This window comes from Nocardia araoensis NBRC 100135 (assembly GCF_000308435.1).
In the GTDB taxonomy this organism is placed as follows: Bacteria; Actinomycetota; Actinomycetes; order Mycobacteriales; family Mycobacteriaceae; genus Nocardia; species Nocardia araoensis.
In genome coordinates this window covers 66,340-80,611 of record NZ_BAFR01000048.1, presented here as the reverse complement: position 1 = coordinate 80,611, position 14,272 = coordinate 66,340, and the positions used below count along the sequence as shown (strand labels likewise).

At 68.1% G+C, this 14,272-nt stretch carries 13 protein-coding genes and 2 tRNA genes; 11 read left to right on the top strand and 4 right to left on the bottom strand.

The features are described from left to right. Window positions 1-61 precede the first annotated feature (61 nt). Window positions 62-1,423 carry an MFS transporter gene (locus tag ON21_RS06815; protein ID WP_039796515.1) on the bottom strand — a complete coding sequence of 454 codons (1,362 nt, stop codon included), beginning with the start codon at window positions 1,421-1,423 and terminating at the stop codon, window positions 62-64. A 124-nt stretch (window positions 1,424-1,547) separates the two neighbouring features. Here ON21_RS06815 and ON21_RS06810 point away from each other — a divergent pair, with 124 nt between their 5' ends. The 4 genes from ON21_RS06810 to lysA all read left to right on the top strand — a co-directional run bounded on the left by ON21_RS06810 (window position 1,548) and on the right by lysA (window position 6,477). Further along, on the top strand, window positions 1,548-2,126 hold the full coding sequence (locus tag ON21_RS06810) for a PadR family transcriptional regulator (protein ID WP_039796513.1): 579 nt from the start codon (window positions 1,548-1,550) through the stop codon (window positions 2,124-2,126). After that, window positions 2,123-4,153: an NADPH-dependent 2,4-dienoyl-CoA reductase gene (locus ON21_RS06805; protein ID WP_039796511.1), complete on the top strand. Its 2,031-nt coding sequence runs from the start codon at window positions 2,123-2,125 to the stop codon at window positions 4,151-4,153. The genes ON21_RS06810 and ON21_RS06805 overlap by 4 nt, the downstream gene beginning before the upstream one ends. 37 nt (window positions 4,154-4,190) lie before the next feature. Continuing rightward, window positions 4,191-4,994, top strand: a complete 804-nt coding sequence (gene cmrA / locus ON21_RS06800) for a mycolate reductase (protein WP_039796509.1) — start codon at window positions 4,191-4,193, stop codon at window positions 4,992-4,994. 142 nt (window positions 4,995-5,136) lie between these two features. After that, entirely contained in the window at window positions 5,137-6,477 is a 1,341-nt protein-coding gene (gene lysA, locus ON21_RS06795; RefSeq protein ID WP_039796507.1) for a diaminopimelate decarboxylase, read from the top strand. A gap of 21 nt (window positions 6,478-6,498) precedes the next feature. Here lysA and ON21_RS06790 read toward each other — a convergent pair whose 3' ends face one another. After that, on the bottom strand, window positions 6,499-8,181 hold the full coding sequence (locus tag ON21_RS06790) for a helicase HerA-like domain-containing protein (RefSeq protein WP_039796505.1): 1,683 nt from the start codon (window positions 8,179-8,181) through the stop codon (window positions 6,499-6,501). Between the two features lie 200 nt (window positions 8,182-8,381). Between ON21_RS06790 and orn the strand changes: the two genes are divergently transcribed. From orn to ON21_RS06775, 3 genes are all read left to right on the top strand, one after another. Then, entirely contained in the window at window positions 8,382-9,020 is a 639-nt protein-coding gene (gene orn, locus ON21_RS06785; RefSeq protein ID WP_373281109.1) for an oligoribonuclease, read from the top strand. Window positions 9,021-9,075: 55 nt separating this feature from the next. After that, window positions 9,076-9,151, top strand: a tRNA-His gene (locus ON21_RS06780). Window positions 9,152-9,427: 276 nt separating this feature from the next. Then, window positions 9,428-9,679, top strand: coding sequence for a hypothetical protein (locus ON21_RS06775; RefSeq protein ID WP_039796501.1), 252 nt, complete (start codon window positions 9,428-9,430; stop codon window positions 9,677-9,679). 67 nt (window positions 9,680-9,746) lie between these two features. On the opposite strand, the gene ON21_RS06770 is transcribed toward ON21_RS06775, so the two are convergent. Then, on the bottom strand, window positions 9,747-10,985 hold the full coding sequence (locus tag ON21_RS06770) for a L,D-transpeptidase (protein WP_039796500.1): 1,239 nt from the start codon (window positions 10,983-10,985) through the stop codon (window positions 9,747-9,749). 304 nt (window positions 10,986-11,289) lie between these two features. On the opposite strand from ON21_RS06770, the gene ON21_RS06765 reads away from it, so the two are divergent. The 4 genes from ON21_RS06765 to ON21_RS06750 all read left to right on the top strand — a co-directional run bounded on the left by ON21_RS06765 (window position 11,290) and on the right by ON21_RS06750 (window position 13,777). After that, window positions 11,290-11,362: transfer RNA gene (locus ON21_RS06765), tRNA-Lys, on the top strand. Between the two features lie 708 nt (window positions 11,363-12,070). Beyond that, complete coding sequence (locus ON21_RS06760; protein ID WP_039796499.1) at window positions 12,071-12,697, top strand: transglycosylase SLT domain-containing protein; 627 nt, start codon at window positions 12,071-12,073, stop codon at window positions 12,695-12,697. Window positions 12,698-12,825: 128 nt separating this feature from the next. Next, window positions 12,826-13,146, top strand: a complete 321-nt coding sequence (locus ON21_RS06755; RefSeq protein ID WP_039796497.1) for a hypothetical protein — start codon at window positions 12,826-12,828, stop codon at window positions 13,144-13,146. A 94-nt stretch (window positions 13,147-13,240) separates the two neighbouring features. Further along, window positions 13,241-13,777 carry a DnaJ family domain-containing protein gene (locus ON21_RS06750; RefSeq protein WP_039796496.1) on the top strand — a complete coding sequence of 179 codons (537 nt, stop codon included), beginning with the start codon at window positions 13,241-13,243 and terminating at the stop codon, window positions 13,775-13,777. 20 nt (window positions 13,778-13,797) lie between these two features. Here the strand turns inward: ON21_RS06750 and ON21_RS06745 are convergent, their stop codons facing one another. Beyond that, the gene (locus tag ON21_RS06745) at window positions 13,798-14,250 is read right to left on the bottom strand and encodes a MarR family winged helix-turn-helix transcriptional regulator (protein ID WP_373281108.1); all 453 of its coding nucleotides are present in this window, start codon (window positions 14,248-14,250) and stop codon (window positions 13,798-13,800) included. Between the last annotated feature and the right edge of the window lie 22 nt (window positions 14,251-14,272).

The window sequence follows — 14,272 nt, the reverse complement described above, 5'->3', positions numbered from 1 at the left end:
GATGCGATTGATCGCGCTCGGCATGGGCGGCTGGCGGCCGCCGAAGCAGCGCTGAACCCCCTCACTCGGCGGGCCGCGGCGCCTCGGCCCGGCCGCGTGCGGGCGCGGGGTCCGGCGAGCGCACCGGCAGCAGCACCGCGAGCCCGGCCGCGAGCACGACCAGCAGCCCCGCGATGCCCGCCCGGTCCGCGTCGAACAGCCAGACGAACAGGCCGAACAGACTCGGCGCGAGGAACGACACCGCCCGCCCGGTGGTGGTGTACAAGCCGAAGAGCTGCCCCTCGCGGCCGGGCGGCGCGAGGCGGGCCAGGAACGAGCGCGCCGCCGCCTGCGCGGGACCGACGAAGACGGTGAGCAGCAAGCCGAAGATCCAGAACATCAGCGGGCCGGACACCACCAGCAGCGCCAGCCCGCACACCAGCATGGCGGCCAGCGACACCACGATGACCACCTTCGGCCCGGCTCGGTCGTCGAAACGACCAGCCACGATCGCGCCCAGCGCCGCGACCACATTGGCGGCTATGCCGAACAGCAACACATCCGAGTCGGCAATGCCGTAGACGCGCACGGCGAGCACCGCACCGAAGGTGAACACCCCGGCGAGACCGTCCCGGAAGACGGCGCTGGCCACCAGGAAGCCGACCGTGCGCCGATCGGCGCGCCACAGTTCGCGCAAGTCGCGCCCCAGCACCCGGTAGGAGCCGAGGAATCCCGCGCTCGCCGCGCCGGGATCGGCGTCCGTCCGCGGCAGTTCGGGAACCGCGAACAGCACCGGCAGCGCGAAGGCCGCGAACCAGACGGCGGCCAGTACGGCGACCAGGCGGATGTTGAGTCCCTCATCGGTGGGCACGCCGAGCAGCCCGCGGTTGTCGCCCTCGCCGGCGATGAAGCCGAAGTAGCAGATCAGCAGCAGGAAGATGCCGCCGAAATAGCCCATCGCCCAGCCGAATCCGGAGACTCGGCCGACGGTCTCGGGCGTGGACACCTGCCGCAGCATCGCGTTGTACGGCACGTTCGCCAGTTCGAAGCAGGCAGACGCGAACGCCAGCAGCGCCAGGCCGAACCACAGGTCGTGGTAGTCGTCGTGCACGAAGAACATCAGCGTCATCGCCGCGATGGTCAGCGCGGTCAGCACGCCGAGCGAGCCCTTGCGTTTCGCCGACGCGTCGAAGCGCTGTCCGCTGATCGGCGCGGTCAACGCCACGATCAGGCCCGCGCTGCCCAGCGCCCACCCCAGCCACGCGCTGGCGGAGACACCGCCGGGCAGATCGTCGCCGACCTTGTCGGTGAGATACACCGAGAAGACGAAGGTGAGGATCACGGCGTTGAATGCCGAAGACCCCCAATCCCAGAACCCCCACGCCACCACTTGCCCGCGCCCGGCAGCCTGCCCGACCGTCTCCCGGGCGTTCACCTCGGTCATGTCGCGCAGCTTAATGCGCGAGACGGCTCCGAGTCCGGCCGAAATCGGGTCCGGCCGCGACGCAGACGGAGGATTCTTATGCACCTAGTTGCATAGTACCGAGTGTCACGGCTATCCTCGCCGCATGGCACTCGAGCACGCGTTGCTGGTATCGCTGACCGAGCGCGCCGGCTCGGGATACGAGCTGGCGCGCCGCTTCGACAAATCCATCGGCTACTTCTGGAGCGCGACCCACCAGCAGATCTATCGCGTGCTCAAGCGCATGGAGGAGTCCGGCTGGGTCGACGGCGAGACGGTGGTCCAAGAGGGCAGGCCGGACAAGAAGGTCTACTCGGTGAGCGAGATGGGGCGCGCGGAACTCGCCCGCTGGATCGCCGCGCCGAGCGATTCCGCGACCCCGCGCAATGAACTCGCCGTGAAGATCCGCGCCGCGGCATACGGCGACATCACCGCGTTGTGCGCCGAGGTGGCCCGCCACCGCGACCAGCACGCACGGAGCCTCGAGCTGTACCGGCACATCGAGAAGCGCGACTTCCCCGCCCCCGACCGGCTCGCCGGGACGGCTCTGCACCAGTACCTCGTCCTGCGCGCGGGCATCCGCGTGGAGTCGGGATTCGTCGAATGGTGCGACGAAGTTCTGCAAGCACTGCACCCGCGCGCGACAGCCCCGCACGCGGACGGAGAAAGGCGAGCACACCCATGAGCTCCTTCCCCCACTTGTTCGAGCCGCTGGACCTCGGCTTCACCACCCTGCGCAATCGCGTGGTGATGGGGTCGATGCACACCGGGCTGGAGGACCGCGCCTGGGACACCAACAAACTGGCCGCCTACTTCGCCGAACGCGCACGCGGCGGCGTCGGCCTGATCATCACCGGCGGTTACGCGCCGAATCGCGCGGGCTGGCTGCTGCCTTTCGGCGCCAAGCTGACCAACAAGACCGAGGCGTACCGGCACCGCACCATCACCAAGGCGGTGCACGAGCACGGCGGCAAGATCGCCATCCAGATCCTGCACGCCGGTCGCTACTCCTACATGCCCGGCAGTGTGTCCGCGTCGTCCATCAAGGCGCCGATCAACCCGTTCCGGCCGCGCGCGCTGTCGGCGAAAGGCATCGAGCGCACCATCGACGACTATGCCCGCTGCGCGCAGCTCGCCCAGTTCGCAGGCTACGACGGCTGCGAGATCATGGGCGGTGAAGGCTATTTCATCAACCAGTTCCTCGCGCCGCGCACCAACAAGCGCACCGACGCGTGGGGCGGCTCCCCGGAGAACCGGCGCCGGATCGCGGTGGAGATCGTGCGACGCACCCGCGCCGCGGTCGGCCCGGACTTCATCATCGTGTTCCGATTGTCGATGGCCGAGCTCGTGGAGAAGGGACAGACCTTCGACGAGATCCTCGCGCTCGCCACGGAACTCGAAGCCGCAGGGGTGAACATCCTGAACACCGATATCGGCTGGCACGAGGCGCGCGTGCCCACCATCGTGACCTCGGTGCCCCGCGCCGCCTTCGTCGAATTCACCGCGAAGATCACCGCGCGGGTGAACATTCCCGTGTGCGCCTCCAACCGGATCAACATGCCCGAGGTGGCCGAGGAGATCCTGACCCGCGGTGACGCGCAGCTGATTTCGCTGGCCCGTCCGTTCCTCACCGATCCGGAGTGGGTGAACAAGGCCGCGCAGGATCGCGCCGACGAGATCAACACCTGCATCGCGTGCAATCAGGCGTGCCTCGACCACGCCTTCCAGCACAAGACCGTGTCCTGCCTGCTCAACCCGCGCGCCGGGCACGAGACCGAGCTGAAGCTGCTGCCGACCCGCCGCAGCAAGCGCATCGCCGTGGTCGGCGCGGGCCCGGCCGGGCTCTCGGCGGCGGTGAACCTCGCCGAACGCGGCCACCGCGTCGAGTTGTTCGAGGCCGACGACAAGATCGGCGGACAGTTCGACATCGCCCGGCGCATCCCGGGCAAAGAGGAATTCAGCGAGTCGATCCGGTACTACACCCGGATGCTCGAACTCACCGGCGTCACGGTGCACCTGAACAAGCGGGTGGGCGCGGACGAACTCATCGCGGGAGGCTACGACGAAGTGGTGCTCGCCACCGGCGTACAGCCGCGGATCCCCGACATCCCCGGTATCGACCACCCCATGGTGCTGTCCTACGCCGAACTGGTGCGCGAGGAGAAGCCCGTCGGCAAGCGCGTCGCCGTGATCGGCGCGGGCGGCATCGGCTACGACGTCGGCGAATTCCTCACCGTGGACGGGCATCCCGCGCTCAAGCTGGACGAATGGAAGGAAGAGTGGGGCGTCACCTCCGACGACGAGCAGGTCCCCGGACAGCTCACCACACCGAGGCCCGCTCCCGCGGCGCGTGAAGTCGTACTGCTGCAACGCAAGACCAGCCCCTTCGGCAAGGACCTGGGCAAGACCTCCGGATGGGTGCATCGGGCCGCGCTGAAGGCCAAGGGCGTCGAGCAGATCGGCGGCGTCAACTACGAACGCATCGACGACAACGGCCTGCACATCAGCTTCGGCGAGAAACGGCAACGGCCCCAGGTGATCCCGGTCGACAACATCGTCGTCTGCGCGGGCCAGGAATCCGTGCGCGACCTGGAAGCGCCGCTGCGCGCCGCCGGAGTCAGCCCGCACCTCATCGGCGGCGCCGAACTCGCCGCCGAACTGGACGCCAAACGCGCCATCGACCAGGGCACGCGGCTGGCCGCACGGCTCTGACGCGGACCACCGTGCCGCGTCGCCTAGGCTGCATCGGGTGAGCCTGCCCTCCCCCACCTCCGAGAACCGCGCGGTAGTCACCGGCGCCTCCTCCGGCATCGGCACCGCGCTCGCCGCCGAACTCGCCGCTCGCGGCTACTCGCTGATCCTGGTCGCCCGCCGCGAGGAGCTGCTCACCGAGCTCGCGCAGCGGCTGACCCTGGCCCACGGCATCACCGCCGAGGTGCGCGCGGTCGACCTGGCCGACCGCGAGCAGCGCGGTGTGCTGGTGAAAGAACTGGCGACCCGCGAGATCGCCATCTTGTGCAACAACGCGGGCATCGCGACCTTCGGCGCGATCGCCGAACTCGACCCGGCCTACGAGCGCGCGCAGATGGAGCTCAACGCCGTCGCCGTGCACGATCTGACGCTGGCGGTGCTGCCCGGCATGCTCGCCCGCGGCAGCGGCGGCATCCTGATCAGCGGCTCGGCCGCGGGCAACATGCCGATCCCGAACAACGCCACCTATGCCGCGAGCAAGGCGTTCGCCAACACCTTCTCCGAATCGCTGCGCGGCGAGCTGAAGGGCTCCGGGGTGCACGTCACCCTGCTGGCGCCCGGCCCGGTCCGCACCGAGACCCCGGACCCCGCCGATGCCTCCATCGTCGACCGGATGGTGCCCGACTTCATGTGGGTGTCCTCGGAGTCCACCGCCAAGGTGTCCATCGACGCGCTCGCCCGCAACAAGATGCGCGTGGTTCCCGGCCTGATCAGCAAGGGGATGAGCGTGGCAGGACAGTACGGCCCGCGCGCGGTCACCGCACCCATCGCGGGCGCGTTCTACAAGAAACTCGGCAGCTGAGCCCACCGCGTCAGCGACCTGTCAAGAAGCGATACCGGGTGGTCAAGGATCCGCAAATGACTCGCCCACCCGCCCGGTACCCGGCGTAGTCCTGGCATCGGCCCCGCAATCAGAGAAAGCGGGGACGACCCAGGAGAACATCGTGACGCTGCTCGACATCCTCCCGTCATTGCGGTCGGGATCACCTGCACGCCTGGATGCCGCGGTCTGGCCGCGGGAGACGCACTACGACGGCGACGGCGCGATCACCCTCGGCGGCGTCGCCCTCGCCGATATCGCCGATCAGTACGGGACGCCCACCTATGTCCTGGACGAGCAGGAGGTGCGGTCCCGTTGCCGGGCCTACCGCAAGGCTTTCCCCGAGGCCGAGATCATCTACGCGGGCAAGGCCCTGATGATCCGGGCGGTGCTGGAATGGGTTACCCGCGAAGGGCTCTCGGTGGACGTGTGCTCGGCGGGTGAACTGGCCGTCGCGCTGGCGGCCGGTGTGGACCCCCCGCGCATCGTCCTGCACGGCAACGGGAAGTCGTTCGACGAACTGGCCGCCGCCGTGCGCAGCGGGGTCGGCCGGATCGTGATCGACTCGCACACCGAGATCACGCTGTTGTCCGCCCTGGCCACGACGCGGCAACAGGTACTGCTGCGGCTGTCCCCCGGCATCGATGTCCACGGTCATCCCGCCGTGCGCACCGGAGTGCACGACCAGAAGTTCGGCTTCCCGCTCGGCAGCGATTCGGCCGCCGAGGCGATCGACCGGGTACTGCGCCGGCCGAACCTCGACCTGGTCGGCTTCCACTGCCACCTGGGCTCGCAGATCGACAACCCCGACCACTACGGCGAGGCGGTGCGGCGCATGGTCGGCGCCATGGCGCAGGTGCGGCACGACCACGGCGTCGTCTTGACCCAGCTGGATCTGGGCGGCGGTCACGCGGTGGCCTATCGCGGCGGTGACGCCGAAATGAACCTCGCCGAACTCGCCGACATCCTGGAGGACGCCCTCGACGCCGCCTGCGCCCGTCACCACTTCCCGCGCCCGGTCCTCGCGTTGGAACCCGGCCGCGCCATCGTCGCTCGGGCCGGGGTGACGCTGTACCGGGTGCTGTCGATCAAGCACATCGAAGGCGGGCACACCTACGTCACCGTGGACGGCGGGATGAGCGACAACCCGCGCGTCGCGCTCTACGGCGCGCGCTACGACGTCGTCGTCGCCAACCGTCATCCGTGCGGTCCGCAGATGACCGCGACGGTCGCCGGTCGCTTCTGTGAGGCGGGCGACATCCTCGCCGCCGACGTGCGACTGCCCGCCGACCTGCGTCCCGGCGAGGTGCTCGCGATGCCGTGCACCGGCGCCTACCACCACAGCCTGGCCTCGTCCTACAACAGTGTCGGGCGGCCGCCGATCATCGCCGTTCACCACGGTCACGCCCGTGAACTGGTACGCAGGGAAACGACCGCGGACCTGCTCGCCCGCGAGGTCGGATGAGCCGCGTGCGGCCCGCCGCGATCAGCGGCGCCTGGTGCCGAACAGGCTGCGGGTGATCTCGCGCCCCGCCGCGGTGGCGGCCGAGCGCAGGAAGCCGCGCACCGCGGGATTGCGCATGATCCGCTCCGCGGCGGATTCCTCCGTAGGGGTCGTGCCACGGCCGGGGACGGGCGCCGGTTCCGGTTCCCGCGCGGCCTCGGCCACCTTCGCGGCCAGCAGTTCGTAGGCCGATTCCCGGTCGATGGTCCGGGCGTACTTGGAGGCCAGCGAGCTGGACAGGGCCCGCGATCGGATCGCGTCCGCGCCGATGGTGTCCATCAGCGACCGGGGCGGCCGCATCCTGGTCCAGGCCACCGGCGTCGGCGCGCCCTGTTCGGAGAGCACCGTCACGATCGCCTCTCCCGTGCCGAGCGAGGTCAACGCCTGTTCCAAGTCGTAGCAGCCGGTCCTGGGGAAGGTGCGGACGGTCTTGGCCAGCGCCTTCTGGTCGTCGGGGGTGAACGCGCGCAGTGCGTGCTGGATGCGTGCGCCGAGCTGGGACAGCACCGGATTCGGGATGTCAGTGGACAGCTGGGTGCAGAAGAACACGCCCACCCCCTTGGACCGGATCAGTTTCACGGTCTGCTCCACCTGATCCAGGAACGCCTTCGACGCGCCGGAGAACAGCAGGTGGGCCTCGTCGAAGATGAAGACCAGTTCGGGCTCGTCCACGTCGCCGACCTCCGGCAGGGTCTGGAACAGGTCGGCCAGTACCCACATCAAGAACGTCGAGAACATCACCGGCCGTGCCGCCGCCGCACCCAGCTCGAAGAGCGTGATCATCCCTTTCCCGTCCACCACCCGCACCAGGTCGGCCGGGTCGAGTTCGGGCTCGCCGAAGAACGTGTCGCCGCCGTCCGCCTCCAGATTCGCCAAGGCACGCAGGATCACCCCCGCAGTGGCTGCGGAAACACCGCCGATACCCTTCAGGTCCGCTTTCCCTTCGGGGCTGGTCAGATGGGTGATCACGGCGCGCAGGTCCTTCAGGTCCAGCAGCGCGAGGCCGTTGCGGTCCGCCCAGTGGAAGATCAGGCCGAGGGTGGATTCCTGCGTCTCGTTCAGCCCGAGCACCTTGCTCAGCAGCACCGGGCCGAACGAGCTGATCGTCGCGCGAATCGGAAGTCCCAGCCCACCGGTGCCCAACGAGACGAACTCGGTGGGAAAGCCGGTCGGCGACCAGTCGGCGCCGGTCTCCGCGATGCGCGCGGCGAGCCTTTCGCCGAATCTGCCCGGTTCGGCCAAACCGGACAGGTCGCCTTTGATGTCGGCCAGCACCACCGGAACCCCGGCGCTCGACAGCTGCTCCGCGATGCCCTGGAGGGTCTTCGTCTTTCCCGTGCCGGTCGCGCCCGCGACCAAACCGTGCCGGTTCATCATCCGCATCGGGATACGGACATGTGCGCCGGGATCCACCGTTCCGTCGACCACGACGGCGCCCAGATCCAGCGCGGCGCCCTCGAACGCGTAGCCCGCGGCGATCTCTTGTGCGGCGGTCGAGCCTTCGGCCGGTTCGTCCCGTGCCGCGACCGAACCGGCTCCGCCCGCTGTCTGCTCGGCCAGTTCGCGTTCCGCGGCCTCCGCGGCGGCGGAGGCCGCCGCCGCGATCCGCGCCGCCTCGTCGGCCGCTCTGCGCGCCGCGGCCGCCTTCTCTTGCGGGGTGGTCATCGCACGTCTCCGTCCTGACTCGGCTGGGACTGCTTCACTGACTGTTTGCCGCCGCACCGATAACTCAGCGTGCCGATCTGGAGAAACTGTATCGCCGCCGGTCGGATCCATGTCCGTATCGGCTGCTTCATGGTTGCCGAGCCGTATCGCGTGACCGGGGCTCCCGCCCGGCTAATGTTGCACGGGTGTCCGACAAATACATGGTGTGGATGGATTGCGAGATGACCGGCTTGCGCTTGGACAGCGACAAGCTGATCGAGGTGGCCGCGCTCGTGACCGACAGCGATCTCAACATCCTCGGCGAGGGCGTGGACATCGTCATCCACGCCGACGACGACGCGCTGGCCGCGATGCCCGCGGTGGTCGCCGAGATGCACGCGCGGTCCGGGCTGACCGACGAGGTCCGCCGCTCCACCGTCACCCTCGAAGAGGCCGAGCAGCGCGTGCTCGATTACATCCGCCAGTACATCCCCACCCCGCGCACCGTGCCGCTGGCCGGCAACTCGATCGCCACCGACCGCGGTTTCATCGCCAGGGACATGCCGCTGCTGGATGCGCACCTGCACTACCGGATGGTCGACGTGAGCTCGATCAAGGAGCTGTGCCGCCGCTGGTACCCGCGCATCTACTTCGGCCAGCCGGAGAAGGGCCTGAGCCATCGCGCCTTGGCCGACATCCAGGAGTCCATCCGGGAACTCGAGTACTACCGGCGTACCGCGTTCGTCACGCCGCCCGGCCCCTCCACCACCGAAATCGCCGCGATCGCCGCCGAGGTTTCCGAGACTGCCGAACAGCGGACCGAATCGGCGCAGGTCAACGGCTCGCCAAACGCCGATTAGGGAGTGGGCGGGTTGACACGCTAATATCTAGCCCGCCGGTTCTTCACCGGCGATGGTGAGCGTAGTTCAGTTGGTAGAGCACCAGGTTGTGATCCTGGCTGTCGCGGGTTCGAGTCCCGTCGCTCACCCCACGTGTCGCGGCGTGCGAACCGTCCCCCGGGGCCGGTTCGCACGCCGGACCAGCGAATTCCTCCCCTTCCCCGCCAAGGTCGATCCGACGAAGGCTTTCATCACGGAACGGCTCAACGCCGAATTCGACGGGTTTTCACTGCGCCCCAATCTTTTCCGTTCCCCGCGATGTGAAACGAAACCACTCCAGAATCCGTTGGGCGTCCGTAGACTGCGGTGCACGTGGGACGGTGTCGCTGGGGCGCCTTCCCGGTTCGACCAGAAAGACACCCTTCGTGATGCGTTCCGCGGTTATCGCAGCCTTCGTAGGCGCCACCCTCCTCACCGGATCCAGCGGAACCGCGGTCGCGGGCATCGGACTACCCCCGCTGCCCGGCTCCGGCTCGGCGTCGAGCGGATCGGCGGGCGGCCTGGCCACCACCGGCTCCTCCGGCACCGGTTCGGCGGGCAGCAAGCTGCTGTGCGCCGCCACCGGCAGCGCTATCGCAATCCTGGGCGACGCCCAACTGGGTTGCAACATGCTGCCGTGACCGCACCCTGAACGCCGAACGGGCCACCGGATTCGCTCCGGTGGCCCGTTCGGCGTTCTGCCTCGGCTCAGCGATTGTCCTCCGCGTTGCCCGCCTTCCAGACCGGCCACGGAATGTTCCAGTCGCCCAGGCCGTCCACCCCGGACAGGGTGCCGCCCACGGTGTTCTTCACGATCGTGATGTCACCGCGCTTGGCGTTCTGGAAGACCCACTGCGCATTCGCCGGGCTGAGATTCAGGCAGCCGTGACTGGTGTTGCTGTATCCCTGCGCACCGACCGACCACGGCGCCGAGTGGAAGAAGATGCCGCTGTAGGACAGTCGCGTCGCGAAGTCCACCGGCGTCTTGTACCCGTCGGGCGAGTTGACCGCCACGCCGTAGGTCGAGGAGTCCATGATGATCTTCTCGTGCCGGTCGGCCACGATGTAGACGCCGTTGTCGGTGGGCGTGCTGTCCTTGCCCATCGAGGTCGGCATGGTGCGGATCACCTGACCGTTCAGCTCGACGGTCACCTGCTTGGTGTTGTCGTCGGCGGTGAAGACCATCGCGTCACCGATGGTGAAGAACGAGTGGATGTTGTCCTGCCCGTACAGACCGTTGCCCAGGTTGCGCCCGTAGACGTTCACATCGACGGTGACCTTCGTTCCAGGCGCCCAGAAATGCTCCGGCCGCCAGCGCACCTCACGGTTGTTCACCCAATAGAACGCGCCCTCCACCGGCGGCTCCGTTGTGATCTTGATCGCGTCCTGCGCGGCCTTCCGATCCGGAATGTTCTCGTCGAACTGGACGGCCACCGGCTGGCCGATGCCGACGACCTCTGCCTCCCCTGGCACCAGGTAGGGCTTGGTCTGGTTACCGGGCGAACTCGTGGTGAAGCTCAGCGTCGCGGAGTTCGCGCCGCCGAGGCCGATCGCGTCCGCCTTCAATCGGTAGGTCTTGCCGTAGCCGAGCACCTCGGCGGTCTCCCACGACCGCCCGTCGGCGGCGAGCTTGCCCTCCACGGCCTTGCCCTGCGGGCTGACCAAGCTCACGTTGGTGAACTTGCCGTCCTCCACCTTGAACGCCAGCGGGACACCCGGCGATACGCCGACCTCTCCGTCCTTCACCGGCGACAACAGCTTGGGCTTGATCAATTCCGTGATGGGGTTGCGGTCGATGGCCACCTGTGCCGCGTCCTTGGCGTCGGACGCCGAACATCCGGTCACTGCCAGCGCGGCGACCGCGATGACGATCACCGGTCCCGCGAACGTGCGTAGCGACCATCGCGCGGCCGGCTTGCGCTCGTGCCGACCTCGACCAACACTCATTTCAACCCCGTTTCAAAGTCTCGGTGCTCCAGGACACACCGATGGCTTCGTGCCGACCGCCACGCCGCTCACCCCGCCGTGTACGCGGGCGGTCGAAACCACAATCGGACATTCTGCCAGTGCGTCACGTCCGGACCAATGTGAACACCATGTCCGTCACTGCAGCGTTACCACCTCTAGATCAACGCGGCGAACCCCCGCGTTACCGGCGGGGAAGGGCAGCGCATCCGCGCCGGTCAGGACACGATTTCACTTCTGCGGCCCTGGCCTGTTAAGGTTTGTCCCGCACCGGAACACGGAGCAAGCGCCATTAGCTCAATTGGCAGAGCAGCTGACTCTTAATCAGCGGGTTCGGGGTTCGAGTCCCTGATGGCGCACAACACGAAACCGTGCCCTTGTCAGTCATCGGCTGGCAAGGGCACGGTTTTCTCGTCTTCACGGCAGTCCGATATCCCGTGACATCACCGTGACCTGGGCTTTTTCCCAATCGCACCAGCAGTCTCAATTCGGACAGCAATACGCCCGTGTGAGCCCCGAAATCCAGCTGTAGGCCCGAAAAGTTCTGTGATGTACAGCACAAGAGGTTTAACGGCAAACTCCCAGCTTGGATAACGATTCGGCAACCGCCTCCTGGGCTTTCCAAGATCGGCAACGCTTGCCGTTCAGAATCAGTTCACCCTCCGTTAACTATGCGTGACCATTCTGCAATCAGGTCACAAAGCGACCTGAAGTTTGGTCAGCCCGAGGAGTTGTAGACACCGATTCGGTAACGATCACACGGCAGGCAATGCCCGCCACGTGATCGGCGGAGCGGAATCCGGCAACGGACCCGCAATCCCATACTTCCGCCCGTATCTCCGTATCGAGGATGCGGAGTCTCGCGCGACAAGCGGCCGAGCCCAGCGAGGGCGATCCGGTGCCGCACGCACGAAGCGTCGCGTTCCGGGGACATCAGCGTCCCCCACAACAAAACCCCACAACAGCACATGGCCATTTCGGCGAACGCCCACGAGCGTACGCCGCAGGATCCGTGCTGCCCAACCGCGGCCGGATCGATAAGTCCCCGATCAAGGAACCGATTCGCAATGCCTGACAGACGCCTTTCCACCCTTCGTCGCCCCTCGCTCCGCGAAACCCTCACCGTCGGCTTCGCCGCCGCCGGTGTCGTCGCCGTGGCCGCCTGCTCCGCGGCGTCCGTTGCGGACAACAGCGTCCCGTCTCGCATCGCCATGGTGGCCGAGCAGCAGCCCGAGGCCGCCGCCGCGCCGGTCGCCGCACCGGCCGCAGAGGCGATCCCCGCGCCGATGCCCGCCCCGGCTCCCGCGCCCGCTCCCGCCCCGGAGCCGGTCCCGGCCCCGATGCCCGCCCCCGCCCCGGCTCCGCCGGTCTACCCGGACAACCTGGACGGCTGGATCCGTCAGGCGCTCGACATCATGTCGGCGAACGGCATCCCCGGCAGCTACAACGGCATCTACCGCAACATCATGCGAGAGTCGACCGGCAACCCGCAGGCCATCAACCTGTGGGACTCCAACGCCGCCATGGGCATTCCCTCCAAGGGCCTGCTCCAGGTGATCGACCCCACCTTCGCCGCCTACCACGTCGCGGGCACGCCCTTCGACATCTGGGACCCGGTCGCCAACATCGTCGCCGCCTGCAACTACGCGGCGCACCGCTACGGCTCGATGGACAACGTCAGCAGCGCGTACTGAGCCACACCGCCACGCAGCCTCCCCATTCATCGATGGGGAGGCTGCTGCGCTTCAGCCGGTTCACGCCACCGGCCGGACGTACATTCGGCTGCGGCCATAATGGTCGACACACCTGCGACCCCTGGGACATGGCCGTGACCGACTACGCACACAACGACGCGGCGGACAAGAGCCGCGCCGAGAAGGCGCGACGGCTGGCGAGTTACCTCTGGCACCGTGGCATCACCGGCTCCGAGGTGCTCGCGATGCCCGCGCCGGTACGGCGCAAACTGGCCAGGGCCGCCGAAACGAATCCGCCGAGCACCGACGAGACCTGGACCGTGGTGGCACGGTTGCTGGCGGAAAAGGACGACTGGGCCGCCCGTCATCCGCGGCATGCCGCGGCTCGGCGGGAGCACACCGACGAGAAACTGCTCTGGGTGAAGCCGCCGATCACGCCGTGGGCTTGAGTTTCACCGAAAATCGTTGCAGTTCAACATTTTCCACGTCTACTACGGACTTCCGTAGAGTGGAGGTCATGCACCCGCCGACCTACCCGTCGCGATGACCGAGCGCAAGCCGCCGAAGCAGACCTTCGAATCGTGGGTCGACAAACAGATCCGCGAGGCGACCGAGCGCGGCGAATTCGACAATCTGCCCGGCACCGGCAAGCCGATTCCCGGAGCGGGCACGACTCCCGACGAGGACTGGTGGCTGCGCGCGTATCTGCGTCGCGAAGGGGTCAGCGGGGACGCGCTGTTGCCTCCGTCGCTGGTGCTGCGACGCGATATCGAGCACCTGCCCGAGACCGTGCGCGACGCGATCAGCGAACGGGAGGTGCGGGCCGCCGTAAGCGAACTCAACAAACGCATCGTGGACTGGCTGCGGATGCCGGAAGGACCGTTCGTCCCGATCGCTCCGGTGAACGCGGACGACATCGTCGAGCAATGGCGGCACGCACGCGCGGCCGCGCGGCCGAAGCGTGCACAGCCCGGCCTCGAATCCACCGTGCCCGCCCGAACACCGGAGGGCGGAGTCGCGCCGCGTCCACGCCGCCGGTGGTGGCGTCGATGGCGGCGGCACGACACCGAAGCGGGATAGCGCCGAGAACGAACCCGCGGTCAGGCGCCGAGTTCGGTCACCTGCTCCACCTCGGCGACCACTTTGTCCGCCAGCGCGCGCAGCGCCCGCGCCTCGCCCGGCGTCATCAGCTCCACGAAGACGCGTCGGACCAGATCGACATGATTGGGCGCGGCCCGCTCCAGCGCGACCCGCCCTTCCGGTGTGAGCTGCACGATGATGCCGCGGGCATCCTCCTCGGCCGGCCGCCGCTCGACCAGTCCGCGAGCGTCCATCCTGGCCAGATGCTTGGACAACCGGCTCTTCTCCCAGCACACCTCGGCGGCCAGTTCCTTGGCGCGCAGACACCCGTTCGGGGCCGCCGACAACGCCACCATCACCTCGTAGTCCGGCAAGGACAGGCCGTCCTCGGCCAGCCCGGCGGAAATCGCCCCGTCCAAACGCTGGCGCAGCCGCACGTAGGCCTGCCACGTCGCCTGCTCGTCGTCACTCAACCACCGGACCATGGGAATGAAG

Coding starts and splice junctions, on each gene's coding strand:
- ON21_RS06805 (WP_039796511.1), top strand. CDS start 2,123: ATGAGCTCCTTCCCCCACTTGTTCGAGCCGCTGGACCTCGGCTTCACC.
- ON21_RS06755 (WP_039796497.1), top strand. CDS start 12,826: ATGGCCGTGACCGACTACGCACACAACGACGCGGCGGACAAGAGCCGC.
- ON21_RS06750 (WP_039796496.1), top strand. CDS start 13,241: ATGACCGAGCGCAAGCCGCCGAAGCAGACCTTCGAATCGTGGGTCGAC.
- ON21_RS06790 (WP_039796505.1), bottom strand. CDS start 8,181: ATGACCACCCCGCAAGAGAAGGCGGCCGCGGCGCGCAGAGCGGCCGAC.
- ON21_RS06770 (WP_039796500.1), bottom strand. CDS start 10,985: ATGAGTGTTGGTCGAGGTCGGCACGAGCGCAAGCCGGCCGCGCGATGG.
- ON21_RS06810 (WP_039796513.1), top strand. CDS start 1,548: ATGGCACTCGAGCACGCGTTGCTGGTATCGCTGACCGAGCGCGCCGGC.
- ON21_RS06760 (WP_039796499.1), top strand. CDS start 12,071: ATGCCTGACAGACGCCTTTCCACCCTTCGTCGCCCCTCGCTCCGCGAA.
- orn (WP_373281109.1), top strand. CDS start 8,382: ATGGTGTGGATGGATTGCGAGATGACCGGCTTGCGCTTGGACAGCGAC.
- ON21_RS06815 (WP_039796515.1), bottom strand. CDS start 1,423: ATGACCGAGGTGAACGCCCGGGAGACGGTCGGGCAGGCTGCCGGGCGC.
- ON21_RS06775 (WP_039796501.1), top strand. CDS start 9,428: ATGCGTTCCGCGGTTATCGCAGCCTTCGTAGGCGCCACCCTCCTCACC.